Here is a 12,154-nt window from a genome sequence, read left to right on the forward strand (position 1 = left end):
AGGCCCTGGACTGCGCCTGCGCGCTCTACCTCGCCACGCCCAAAGAACACTCAGCGTAGCTAAGCCCCCGAAGGACTTATGAATCGCTGCACTAGCTTCCGGATCTACCGGCTTAGTCAGGAACCATCCCCGCGTGCGCGGGGCCGACCCAGCTCGCCGAGGAGCGCCCGGCTTTGAAGCAGAACCATCCCCGCGTGCGCGGGGCCGACTTTTCAGCTGACGAGCCAGGACCAGCAGGATGCGGAACCATCCCCGCGTGCGCGGGGCCGACGAGGTGGCCGACGAACTCGGCAGCGCCGACGCGGAACCATCCCCGCGTGCGCGGGGCCGACGCCGTCGGACTGGATGCCGCTCAGCTCGCCGCGGAACCATCCCCGCGTGCGCGGGGCCGACCCGGCGAACGTGATTGTGAGCCGTTCTGCCGCGGAACCATCCCCGCGTGCGCGGGGCCGACATTTCCCGGAAGTACACCCAGCTCGCTTGCTTGGAACCATCCCCGCGTGCGCGGGGCCGACCGTCCTGCGATCCATGTGGATCAGTACCGCCAGGAACCATCCCCGCGTGCGCGGGGCCGACCCGGACTTGGCCTGAAGGCCAGCGCCAACCTGGGAACCATCCCCGCGTGCGCGGGGCCGACCCGGCAAGGACGGCCTTGACGTCCCGGGACTGCGAACCATCCCCGCGTGCGCGGGGCCGACTGCGTGCGTCGAGACCCAGGTAGGCGAAGAGCGGAACCATCCCCGCGTGCGCGGGGCCGACTGCACGCCACACATCATGGTCACCGCTCACGCGGAACCATCCCCGCGTGCGCGGGGCCGACGTAGAACTGGCTGCCGCCCAGGAGCACCAGAGGGAACCATCCCCGCGTGCGCGGGGCCGACGGGGGCCTTCCCCGTCGAGGACTCCCGGCAAGGGAACCATCCCCGCGTGCGCGGGGCCGACCGGAGTCTGGGGGGCCGACGGGTGGCCGATCGGGAACCATCCCCGCGTGCGCGGGGCCGACTGAGCAATGCTGTTCTCGTTTGGGTTGAACGCGGAACCATCCCCGCGTGCGCGGGGCCGACCCGACGGCATCCACATCAGCGGCCGCGCCGACGGAACCATCCCCGCGTGCGCGGGGCCGACGGGCGCTCCCAGAGGTCGAGGTCGCCTCGTGTGGAACCATCCCCGCGTGCGCGGGGCCGACATTCATCAACCTCAGATGCGAGGTAGTACAGGGGAACCATCCCCGCGTGCGCGGGGCCGACTGGACGTCTACCGGCGGATGTGTCACGGCATGCGAACCATCCCCGCGTGCGCGGGGCCGACACTTTTTGACCTGGTGCTTTAGCCAGGCTAACGCCGTTTCTCATTCACTTGGAAATGATCTTGAATCATGGGCGTTCACTCCGCGGCGGGCGGGCGGAGAGGATCAGGCCGTCGAAGTCCACCGGGCGCCAGCGGTCGCGGCCCGCTGTGCGGGTCGCCCAGCCCTGTTCGTTGGCCGCCGGCTCCACCAGCACCACCTGCCCGTCACCGATGCGGGAAGCCAGCAGCTCCCACAGGTAGTCCCGGACCCGGCGGCTGGGGTTGCCGACGAAGACCCCGGCGTTGACTTCGACCATCCACCGGGTCAGGTGGCCGCGGAGGCCCTCCGGCGCGGCGATAAGGACGATGACCGTCATGCGGTCTCCGGCCCATCCACCTCGGGGCCGATCACCGCGATGTGGTCCTCACCCAGCTGAGCCTCGACAACCGGTACGGAACCGTCGTCCTGGCCGCCCCAGTTGACCCCGCCGGAGACCGTACCCAACGTCTCGTCCCACAGGTCGTTGACACCCTCCTCCGGGATGTCCACGCCTTCCGGGGTCAGCAGTGCCTTGACGTCCTTGACGATGCGCTCCAGCAGCTGCGTCTCACCGATCCGGTCACGCAGCCCCAGCCGCGCGTCCCGCTCCGTGGTGAGCCCCTGCGCGGCCAGGTCGAAGGCCAGCGGGATGGTGTACTCCGCCTTGTAGAGGTCCGCGATGTCGAGCACGAAGGACGTCGCCAGCCCGGTGTGGACGAACCCGAGCCCGGGGCTGGCCCCCAGGCCGACGATCACCGCGTGGCAGATCCCGTACAGCGCTGAATTCGCGGCGGAGAACAGGCGGTTGACGTCGTCCCCGGCGGCGCAGGCGTCTTTGGCCTTGTACTCGCGGCGCGTCCATGTCACCCCGGTGCGCTCGGCGTGCTCCTTGTAGAGACGCCGCATCCGGACGCCTTCGCGCCCGCGCAACTGCTGCATCGTCAGGCCGGAGACGTCCTCGCCGGGGAAGCGCATCGCGTACATCCGGCGGGCCACGTCGAGCCTCTCCCGGGGCCGGGTGACCAGCCACGCCTGCCGGTTCAGCAGTCCGGCGCCGCGGGACGGGCCGATGCCGGACGCGTACAGCCGTACGCCCTTCTCGCCGACCCAGCACACGCACGTCCCGGAGTCGGCGAGCAGCGCGATCGCCGCGTAGGTGACGCGGGTTCCGGGGCCGAGGAGCAGCACGGCGATCATCGCGGCGGGGACCCGTACGGTCTCCTTCTTGTTGATGATCACCACCGCGTTCTCGTCGCGGTCCACGTGGCTGCGTTCGACGTACACGCTCGACACCCGGTCGGCCAGCCGGTGCAGGTCGTGCGGGTGAGCTTTCCACCAGATGTCAGCCATCCCCACCGCGCAGCGGCGCGAGGGTGAGCAGACCGCACCCGTAGGCCTTCGCCGGGCCGATGCCGTCGAGCAGGGTGCGGGTGAAGGCTTCGGTGTCGGTGACGACCAGGCGGCCTTCGAAGGTCGCGGTGGTCACGACCACGGGCTTGCCCTGTCCGCCCTTGCGGAAGGACTGCCGGTCGCGGGCGGTGAACCGCAGGTCCCGGGGCGGGGCTGCCGGTTCTGCGGTGGCTTGTGGATCGCGCGTCGTGTCGGCGCAGGTCTCCGGCACGTCGAAGCCCCACCGGCCGGTCCGTTTGAGGAACCAGTCGAGTTGCGCGTCGGCCGTACGGTGGCCGATCCGGAAGGACCGGTGTTTGGCGTCGGCGAGGCGCGCCTCCTGGACCTCGGTGAGTTTCTGCGGCCTCGGCGTGTTCTGGACGGGGTTGACGGTCGTCCGGAAGGCGAACTCCCGTCCCACAGCGAGGTGGGACAGCAGCGGCGAGTAGTCCCGTACGAGCGCATGATCACCGTCAGCGGTCGGCCAGCCGGCGGATTCCACCAGATGGGACCAGTCCGGCCGGGACGCGGTCAGCGCCAGCAGGAACGGTCGGCGCGGGTTGTCCGCGTCGATCCGCCACAGGGTCCGTTCCTGCGTGGGTGCGTCGGGGATTGCGCCCAGTAGCGCGCCGCGCATGGCCCGGGGATTGGTCAGGATCTTCCGGCTTTCGGCACGCAGCGGGTTGATGCGGATTCGGGAGAGGTAGGTCATCGAGGTCACCAGCCCAGGAGCGCGAACGGATCGTGGTCTGCGGCGTTGCCGGACGGCTCACCGGAGTCGGGGAAGCCGCTGGGCACGGACAGCCACCGGTGCCGGACCCGGCGGCTGCTGAAGGCCCGGCCCAGCGGGTTGAACGACACCGGGACGTCGTGCCGTACGTCGTCGCCGTCTTCGTCGTCGAGGGTGGCTGAGAGGTCGATCCGGGTCGGGCGGCCGGTCGTGCGGCCGTACTGGTTACGGGCGTGGTCCGACACCTGCCACGGTTCCGTGCGGAGGATTTCCGTGAGTTCTCCCGTACGCAGACCGAGGTTCAACGGCTGCGCCGGGACGCAGGACCGGCGGCCCAATGCCAGGGGGAACGCCGGTCGCCGGACGGCCTGGTCCAGCGTTTCGATCAGCTCGCGGGGTCCGCGCACCGCGGCGAGGAACACCGCGTCCTGGAGGTAGAAGCGCTGGGTGAGGTGGGTCGGTTTGGCCGGGGAGGTCGGCCGCTGGACGCCTTTGGCGGACACGCCCGTCTGCGGCAGCGGCCGACCCCGGTAGTCGCTGACGGTGTGGTAGTCGCGCAGCAGGCTGCCCGGCTGGTCCACCCGGACTCCCAGGCAGAGCTGTGCCAGGTCGGTGATCGGTGCTTCGCGGGGCCGTCCCGCTGCTGCCGCCAGGAGCCCGACCACGCCGGATTTGGTGGGCTCGGGCCGGGTTTCGCGGCGGTTGAAGGCGCTGCGGTCACCCCATGACTGGAGCGGTCCGGCGAGGCGGAGGAGCAGGGTCACCTGCTCTGGGTCATCGCGTACGGTCATGCCTCGCCCGCCTCGGCGATCTTCTCCTGGAGTTCCGCGAGCAGTTCCGGGAAGGTGACGGACTTGCCGAAGGCTTCAGCCAGGTTCTCCGCCGCGTGGGACTTTTCCGGGTAGGTGTGGAACAGCGCGACGTGCGCGGGCTTGTCGCCCCACAGTCGGGTGGTGCGGGCGTACTCGCCCGCGAGGTGGACGGCGGAGGTGGCGGCGATGCCTCGCTCCCGCTCCTGCTCCGAGGTGACGGGTTCTTCGAACGCGGTGACCAGGTTGACCGGCTGGTCTTCGCGGACGACGACGGCCACCAGGTGCGGCAGGGTCTGGTGGGCGAAGGAGTTCTGGTGGCCGCTGGGCACGGAGCGGGCGAAGTCGTCAACGAACGTACGGACGGCCTGGACCGCCGCGTCCCGGTCGCCGAGGTTGGCTTCGAGCTGCTGCACGTTCACGGTGGCGTACCGGTAGAGGGTCGCGGAGTTGAAGCCGACCGTGCCGATCATTCCGGCCCCGGTCTCGTCGGCCTCGTTCTGGTCGTCCACGGCGGTGTAGTAGTCGAACTCCAGCTCCACCGCGTGGGTGGAGATGGCGTGCGCGACCTGCACGGAGGCGTCGACGTTGAGGGAGGCGATGTCGGCGACCATCCGGCCGAAGAGCGCGACGTCCACCGGGTGCCCGGCCTGGAGTTCGGCCTTGACCGGGAGGTCTTTGACCGCTGCGGCGAGGTCTTCGTCGCCCAGGGCGGCCAGGTCGGCGGCTTGGCCGGCGATCAGGTCGATGATGGCTTCGAGCTGGCCGTAGCCGAAGAACAGCAGGTACGCGGTGTCGCCCGCCTTCTTGCCCGGCTTGATGCCCAGCGGGGTGAGCAGTGCGTTCGCCAGCCGCTGGGCGGGTTCCGCACCGAGTCCGGTCCGGGCCGTGAGCCGCTTGGCGAGTTCGGCGGCGATCCGCTTGGTGCGGGTGCCGTGTTCGGCCTCTGGGGTGTGCGCCGCGAAGCGTTTGCGGGTGGCCCGTTTCCACGACTGCGAGGAGACGCGGGAGCGGCGGACCCCGCCGTAGACGCTTTCCTTCGGGTTGCCCTGGTCGTCGCGGTTGAGGTTGGCCGGGGGCACGGTCTGCAGGATGTGGATGTCGACGTAGAGCCGCTTGTCGCTCATGGATTCTCCGTAGTGGTTGGCCGTGGGCCGGGAAGCTGGGAATGCCGGGGAGGTCAGGGGCCCGGAGGCCGCGACGCGGTCGACGGACGCTCAGAACAGGGCGTCCGGAGCCGGATCACCCGGTCCGCTGCGTTCCGGCTGCTTCCAGCCGAAGTAGGCCCTTCCCCAGAAGCGCCGGACGCGGGCCCGGCCCCCGGAGGTCTCGAAGTCGGTCAGGTCCCGGCAGAGCGCGTCGTAGTCGAGGGGCTGGTCGATACCGCGTAGCAGCTCCAGCAGGCTCCGGAGCCGGTAGCGGAACGCTGTGACGCTGGTGGACTGCACCGCGGCGGCGACCCGTACGTCCAGGGCTTCCGGGTTGTCCCGGTACTTCTCGCTGCCCCGCAGGACCCGCAGGGCCTGGCCCGGCTGGACTCCCTTGCGGTGCATGGGGGTGTGCTTGGACTGCTGGTGCAGCCCGAACAGCGCCAGTGCGGCGAACTCGGCCCGCTGCCCGCTGGTCAGTTCGTCGTGCTGTGCGGCCCGGTCGTCTGTCGGCGCGGCGATGTGTCTCCACATCCCCATCACGTCGCCGGGTTCGCGGGTCAGGGCCGTACGGAACAGTGCGAGGTCGACCCCGGGAGGGGGCCCGGCCTTCCCGGTGACGGGGTCGGTCCGCCAGCCGTCCGCGTGCGCCTTCTTGTGCCAGTAGCGGTTCCGTGTCCCGTCATCGGACATCACTGTCACGTCAGTTCCCCGTCCGTACTGCGGGCTTCGCGTCGCGCGTCCGCGGAACGCGTCAGGATCTCGTTGACCCGCTTGCTGAAACTGATCTCGGCGGTGGACGCCCGGTACTGCCGTTTCTTGACCATCCGGCCGAGGAAGGCGGTGCCCGGCGTGGTGACGAGCAGTTGTTCGGCTGCCGCCGCGGCACACCGGTGGGCCGACTGCTCCCAGGCGGCTTGCCCACGCTCGATCAGTTCGGCATCCTCACCGGCGCGTTGGACGCCGTGGAGAAAACGCCGCATCAGCGGATCGAGCGCGTGCAGCAGCTGTTCCCCGGGCCGCTGCCCCTTGTCCCAGGGGATCGGTTCGGTGCCGGCCGCACGGCGCAGGTCCGCGGACAGGTTGTTGACCGCGAGCGCCAGCGCCTCGGCCTGTCCGGCGACTTCGACCAGCACTTCGTACGTGAGGGAGTCCGTGTCGAGCGCGGTGACCGGCAGCGGCATCGCGTCGGCGTAGACGTCGTCCACCACGGCGGACTGGGTGCCGTAAGTCATTCCCGTCAGTTCCACCTGGAGGGGGTAGTCAGAAGGAAACTCCCCGCGTAGGTCGGCAAGTTGGCCCAGGAGGGGCGAGGTGGCGAAACCGGGCCCCTTCTTCGTCTGGGCCCTGTCCTGCCGTTCGACCGCGAGGATCGGCTCCAGCCCGCGCCAGGCGCTCTTCCCTGGCTGGTGCCGACGGGGGCGCCGCAGGGAGTTCTTCTTCGTCTGTTCCAGGACCCAGGCGGTGTGGGGCTCCCAGTCCGGGGTTTCCGGCAGCCGGTCACCGGCAGCGATCAGCACCCGCTCCACCCGTTCGCCGTCCGGGGTTTCGCTCGGCACCAGCCGGATGCGGCGGGACTGCCAGGTCCACAGATCGAGGATTCCGGCCGGGTTACGCTTCATCCAGCTGGGACTCCCGGCATACGTCTGGTCGTCCGGCCCGCGCCGCCAGTGCGGGCGATCAGCCTCGAAGGCCCACCCTTCGAACTTCAGGTTCAGCAGGAGGGTTTCGTACAGGCTCCGGCCCGTCGGAACAATCATGCCGAGCTGTCCCAACGGCCCTGTCGGGTTGCCGGTCGTCTTACCGGCTGTGGCCTGACTGTCGCCCACCATCCCGGTCTTGATGGCGGCGGTGTCCCAGCAGTGGGTGTGCAGGAGCCAGCGTGCAGCTTGGGCGGGGGGCAGCGGGAGCACGTCGGCTTCGCTGCGGTTACTGAACAGCGGCACGTTGTTGCCGCTGGATTCGGTGGCGACCAGAAGTGCTGAGCCCTTGGTCTCGCCTTTGGCCGTACGGAGTTCAGCCACCTGGGCGAACGGGTGGACCGGGTGGAACAGGTCGAAGCGGTACGCGTGTTCGTCGAGGTAGTTGTTCAGACGTCTGTGCTCGATCGCGGTGAACGCGCGTTGCTCGAAGCGCCGTAACCAATCCTTGCGACCGTCCGGACGGCCGAGTGCGTCCAGGAGCACGGGGAGAAGGACCTGGCGCAGCAGCGCCGGTGCCTGGGTCGGTAACTCCGTCACCAGCCCACCGAAACGGGGGGCTTCGGTGAGCGCCACCCGGAGCGGGTAGTCGTGCGGCGGCGAACCGTCGACGTGCCACAAGGGCAGCCAGGGATCGTCCACCAGAGAGAAAGACGGCATACGAAATCCAATCAACTGGCTTTGTTTAGTGCCCGTCGATGAAAACCGTACTGCGGCTGATTCCTCGGTGGGACCACTATGGGAAAGTTCCCTGAAGTACCCCATGGATTCCGGGGATCCAGCAGGCCCTGCACCTCGCAGGGATGGCCCATGGCTGTGTTTGACATCGACACCGGGCAACCCGTCGGCCCCGCACCTGCGGGGCGCGGGGCGGAAGCAGCGTCTGCGTCTTCCGCCCTGCTCCCACGGCCCTACCTGCGGAAGGTCTTTCGTACTGGAGCGCGTTCCTGGACCAGACCGAGCCTGTCGTCATATCGCAGTACGTAATCCCCCACAGCCGCGCGGAACTCCCCGTCCAGAACCAGCGCACGGGAGTACTGGAGCCACCGGTCCTGACTCCAGCCCGGAAGTGGCGTCAGCAACTCCTCCGCCAGGTCGGAAAGCCCGCCCGCAGGAAGCCGTACGGCCGACCCGAGCACCTCGTCCAGCAACTCCGGCGCCACATCGCCGTTGACGCTCAACCGGCGCCCGAGCACCGTCCGGTAGCCGCGTTCGTCCCTGACCACGAGGATCGCTTCAGCGCTGCGCTCCCCGTCCCGGACGATGGCCTCCAGGACCTGGTCGTCGCCGCTCGCGGCACCGGTGGCGTGCAGGCCGGCGAGCGTGCGGTTCTCCTGCTCGCCACCGCGGGTGAGCAGCATGGGCTGGGCCTTCTGCGCCCGCTGGCGCTGCTCCTCGTCCCACTGCCCGGCGGCGTCCCGTACGGCGTCGTGCCAGCCGTCAGGCACCTCGCCGTCCCCGTACACCCGGGCCACCAGCGACGGAACGGCTCCCGGCACGGACCAGCCGTCCTTCTGCGCCTCCTGGACCGCGGCCATGGTGCGCAGCAGGAGCGCACGGCCGTAGATCTTCTCGCTCGCGTACAGGCCCTGCGGCAGGCCGTCGTCGCCCGTACCGACTCCGGTGATGATCACCTGGGGTTCGCGCAGCGGTGCGGGCCGCTGTGTTGCGTCGTGGCGGTGGAGTCGGCCGATGCGCTGCAGCAGGTAGTCGATGGTGGTCAGGTCGGTGACGAGGATGTCTGCGTCGACGTCGAAGGACTGTTCGGCCAGCTGGGTGGCGACCAGGATCAGTCGCTCGGGGCGTTGTCCGGCGCTCTGGTGCGGTGGGCCGAGGAGGTCCAGGCACTGCGCCGTACGTTCCGCCCGGCGGCTCACGGTCAGTCTGCCGTGCAGGAGCCGGACGTCGGCGGTTCCGAAGCGGGATTCGAGCACGGTGAACAGCGACTGTGCGCGGGGGACCGTGTTCCGGATGACCAGTGCGCACCCGCCTTGGGCCAGTCTGTCCTCCAGCAGGTCCGCGACCTCCAGGTCAGCCTGCGCGGTTGCGGCGGCCCGCTCCTGGGCGTTGCGACCCGCCACCGGCTCGGGCAGGACCGACACCCGCACGTTGAGGTCCGTACGCCACGACCGGGTGTGGTCCACCAGGCAGCGGGGCTCGGCCCCGTCGGTCCAGGCCGCTGTGACACACGGGTATCCCGCGGGCTCCGGCAAGTCGGGCGCTTCCGTCAGTTTCTTCGAGGCGGCCCCGGCGAGGTACGCCGCCACCAGGTCCTGGCGCTGTGCGGGCGGCAGGGTCGCGGACAGCAGGATGACCGGCACCTTCGCCTGCCCGAGCCAGCGCAGTGCCTCCTGGAGGAACTGGCCCATGTAGACGTCGGCGGCGTGCACTTCGTCAAGGATGACGACCTTGCCCATAAGGCCGGCCATGCGCAGCATGACGTGCTTGGTGCGGGTCGCGGCGATCAGCAGCTGGTCGACGGTGCCGACGACGAACGGGGCGAGCAGGCCCCGGTGGCGGCCGAAGAACCACTCTGCGGGGGCTTGCCGCCCGAGGGACTGTTCACCGGGCTCGGCGTCGGATCCGTCGTCGCAGCAGGACATCCCGAACTCGTCGACGCCGGCGAACCGGGCGTCGCTCTCCTGTCCCGTTTCGCGGAGTTCTTTCCACTGCTTGTTGAACATGCTCTTTCCGTGCAACAGGGCGACCTGGGTGGCGAGTTCCGGATCGATCTGCCCCACCCAGGAGCGCACCTGCGTGAACATGGGATCCGCGGTGCCCTGGGTGGGCATGCCGACGAACACTCCGTCAGCTCCGAAGCGGGCGGCCAGGATTTCCGCTGCGGCAAAGGCGGCTTTGGTCTTGCCCTCGCCCATGGGGGCCTCGACGACCAGGATGCCCGGGGCGGTCATCGTCCGCGCGGCCTCGATCACCATCTTTTGGGAGGGCCGGGAGTCTTCCCCGAACCGGGCCTGGTAGAGACCGGGCCCGGGAACGGGAAGTGTTCCCCAGCCGCCGCGCAGCCCCAGGGCCGTCCATGCCTGTGCGGCCCGGGTACGGGACCGTTTGAGGCTGATATCGGCCAGGTTATCCAGACCGGGGAAGTGCGGGCCGCTCGCGATCCAGTCGGCCTGCACGATGAGTCCGCTGAGCTGCAACTGGGCTGCCCGGGAAGGCTGTTCGCGAGGCTGGACATCATTGAGGCCGGCGAACCCCAGCTCCCGGGTGAAGACATCGACGACGGCACGCTGGACCTCCGGCCACCGGCCGGTGCCCCGCAACTGGTGGCGGCTCCGGGGCTCCCGAATGCCCCCGCCGCCGGGGAACAGCCCGTGGTGGCCGGCGATCAACGGCCACAGCCACTCTGTCTGTTCCTCGGCCCAGCCCGCGTCCTGGAGGAACTCGCAGATCAGCAGACCGCCGGCGCAGTCATGGCGCCAGTTCCTCGCCTTGTCGACGTAGCGGGGGTCCCAGCCCAGACCGGCGGCGCGGACGTTGTGCGCGCCCTCGGCGTCCAGATGCGCGAAGGCGGGCGTCGCCTTACCCAGGTCGTGACTGCCGCACAGCCAGGCGAAGAACTGCCGGCCGCGCCCGGCTGACAGGTCGTCGAGCAGGCGCCTGGTCGAGGGAGCCAGATAGTTGTCCCACATCTGCTCCGCGACCGCTGCGGTATCCAGCAGGTGGGCCAGCAGCAGGCTGAGTTTCCCACCCCCGTTCTTACGGGACTTCGCCCAGAGTGCGGCGATCCCTGCGATGATTTCCGGGGTGTAGCCGTGGTCGCGCAGACGCTGGTCGAGTGTCACCGGGTCTCCTCCGTGCACGTTTCCGCGACACGGTAGTCGGCCTCGCGTATGCGGGGATGGTTCCCGGGAGATGGACAACACTTTGGGCATGGAGTAGTCGGCCCCGCGCGTGCGGGAATGGTTCCCCGGGGTGGACTGCCGCCGTGCGGCCGGTCAGGTCGGCCCCGCGCGTGCGGGGATGGTTCTAACCGTGGTGATCAGGCGGTAGACCTCTGCGCCGGGCCGGTCGGGGTGGTGGCCGGGGCCGCACCGACTCCCCGACAAAGGAAGGGTGGGGCGTGGCAGCGCCACGCCCCACCCTGGACCGCTGGAGCAGTGCCGGCTAATACTGGCGCACGGTCCGGCGGCGCAGCACGACACCACCACCGGCCAGCGCGCCGACGGCCAGCACTCCGCCGACCGCCAGCGCGGCCTGTGTGTCGGCCATGGGAACGGCGTCCGGGGCCGGGGTCTTGACCGTGTAGGTGCCCTCCCCCTTGACAACCTCAGCCAGGAACGCGGTGACGTTGCCCGCGGTCATGGTGGTGTTCGCCGGGGCGGCGGGGTCCATCTTCACCTGCACACCGAACGTCGCCGTCGCGCCGGCCTTCGTCACGCCAGTGATACCGCCGCAGGTCAGGGTCTTCGCGTCGGCGGAGGTCGTGCAGTCTTTGAGGGTTCCCGGGCCGCCTTCGAAGGTGTAGGAGTTGCGGGTGAACGTGGTGTTGGCCGGGGCGGTGAAAACGAGCTTGTCGAACTTCGTTTCGAGTTCGCTAGTCGCTTTGAAGGTCACCTCGCCGGTCGCGCCGGGGGCCAGGCTGGGGACGGTGGGCTGGGTGACCACAAGGTTCGCCATCGCGGGGGCGGCGCTGAGGAGCACGGCGGCGACGGCGGTGGCGACGGCGGCACCCGCACGGGCGGGCGAACAGGAAAACTGCACGATTACTCCTTGTTGGGAATGGACTCTGGGTCAGCTGAGGGTGTGGGCGGCCGTCGTCGGGCAGCGGCCCGTTGCGGGGCCGGCACTGGGGCCGACCGCCGACACAGGACACCGTCGACAACACCGCACAAGGGGCCCGGCTTCGGAAGCGGCTGAATCATGCCAAATCCTTAACAAAGCAACAGAGTTGCCGACGTTGTGTCGATGTACGGTCGCTGCCCTGGCGTATTCGGCGGCGTATTCGGCGGCGGATCGGCGGTGCTCCAGGCTCCGGCGGGGAAGTCGGATGGAGGCGCGGCACGGCTTTTGCGCACCCGGCCGCACCGGTG

9 protein-coding genes and 1 CRISPR repeat array are annotated in these 12,154 nt (G+C 69.7%); all 9 genes read right to left on the reverse strand.

Annotated elements, in window-relative coordinates:
* Positions 1-120 precede the first annotated feature (120 nt).
* Positions 121-1,308: a CRISPR direct-repeat array (repeat unit 28 nt; unit sequence GAACCATCCCCGCGTGCGCGGGGCCGAC).
* Positions 1,309-1,373: 65 nt separating this feature from the next.
* Positions 1,374-1,664 carry a type I-E CRISPR-associated endoribonuclease Cas2e gene (gene cas2e / locus AC0Z36_RS28400; protein ID WP_485465944.1) on the reverse strand — a complete coding sequence of 97 codons (291 nt, stop codon included), beginning with the start codon at positions 1,662-1,664 and terminating at the stop codon, positions 1,374-1,376.
* Positions 1,661-2,677: a type I-E CRISPR-associated endonuclease Cas1e gene (gene cas1e / locus AC0Z36_RS28405; RefSeq protein WP_485465945.1), complete on the reverse strand. Its 1,017-nt coding sequence runs from the start codon at positions 2,675-2,677 to the stop codon at positions 1,661-1,663. The genes cas2e and cas1e overlap by 4 nt, the downstream gene beginning before the upstream one ends.
* Positions 2,670-3,428, reverse strand: coding sequence for a type I-E CRISPR-associated protein Cas6/Cse3/CasE (gene cas6e, locus AC0Z36_RS28410; protein WP_485465946.1), 759 nt, complete (start codon positions 3,426-3,428; stop codon positions 2,670-2,672). Before cas6e ends, cas1e begins: the two co-directional genes overlap by 8 nt.
* A gap of 5 nt (positions 3,429-3,433) precedes the next feature.
* Entirely contained in the window at positions 3,434-4,237 is an 804-nt protein-coding gene (cas5e, locus tag AC0Z36_RS28415; protein ID WP_485465947.1) for a type I-E CRISPR-associated protein Cas5/CasD, read from the reverse strand.
* Positions 4,234-5,382: a type I-E CRISPR-associated protein Cas7/Cse4/CasC gene (cas7e, locus tag AC0Z36_RS28420; protein WP_485465948.1), complete on the reverse strand. Its 1,149-nt coding sequence runs from the start codon at positions 5,380-5,382 to the stop codon at positions 4,234-4,236. The genes cas5e and cas7e overlap by 4 nt, the downstream gene beginning before the upstream one ends.
* 90 nt (positions 5,383-5,472) lie before the next feature.
* Positions 5,473-6,096, reverse strand: a complete 624-nt coding sequence (gene casB / locus AC0Z36_RS28425; protein ID WP_485465949.1) for a type I-E CRISPR-associated protein Cse2/CasB — start codon at positions 6,094-6,096, stop codon at positions 5,473-5,475.
* 5 nt (positions 6,097-6,101) lie between these two features.
* Complete coding sequence (casA, locus tag AC0Z36_RS28430; protein ID WP_485465950.1) at positions 6,102-7,763, reverse strand: type I-E CRISPR-associated protein Cse1/CasA; 1,662 nt, start codon at positions 7,761-7,763, stop codon at positions 6,102-6,104.
* 251 nt (positions 7,764-8,014) lie between these two features.
* Positions 8,015-10,906 carry a CRISPR-associated helicase Cas3' gene (gene cas3 / locus AC0Z36_RS28435; protein WP_485465951.1) on the reverse strand — a complete coding sequence of 964 codons (2,892 nt, stop codon included), beginning with the start codon at positions 10,904-10,906 and terminating at the stop codon, positions 8,015-8,017.
* A gap of 322 nt (positions 10,907-11,228) precedes the next feature.
* Entirely contained in the window at positions 11,229-11,825 is a 597-nt protein-coding gene (locus tag AC0Z36_RS28440) for a hypothetical protein (RefSeq protein ID WP_485465952.1), read from the reverse strand.
* Between the last annotated feature and the right edge of the window lie 329 nt (positions 11,826-12,154).

This window comes from Kitasatospora sp. UYEF31 (assembly GCF_057291755.1).

Coding starts and splice junctions, on each gene's coding strand:
- cas2e (WP_485465944.1), bottom strand. CDS start 1,664: ATGACGGTCATCGTCCTTATCGCCGCGCCGGAGGGCCTCCGCGGCCAC.
- cas1e (WP_485465945.1), bottom strand. CDS start 2,677: ATGGCTGACATCTGGTGGAAAGCTCACCCGCACGACCTGCACCGGCTG.
- cas6e (WP_485465946.1), bottom strand. CDS start 3,428: ATGACCTACCTCTCCCGAATCCGCATCAACCCGCTGCGTGCCGAAAGC.
- cas5e (WP_485465947.1), bottom strand. CDS start 4,237: ATGACCGTACGCGATGACCCAGAGCAGGTGACCCTGCTCCTCCGCCTC.
- cas7e (WP_485465948.1), bottom strand. CDS start 5,382: ATGAGCGACAAGCGGCTCTACGTCGACATCCACATCCTGCAGACCGTG.
- casB (WP_485465949.1), bottom strand. CDS start 6,096: ATGTCCGATGACGGGACACGGAACCGCTACTGGCACAAGAAGGCGCAC.
- casA (WP_485465950.1), bottom strand. CDS start 7,763: ATGCCGTCTTTCTCTCTGGTGGACGATCCCTGGCTGCCCTTGTGGCAC.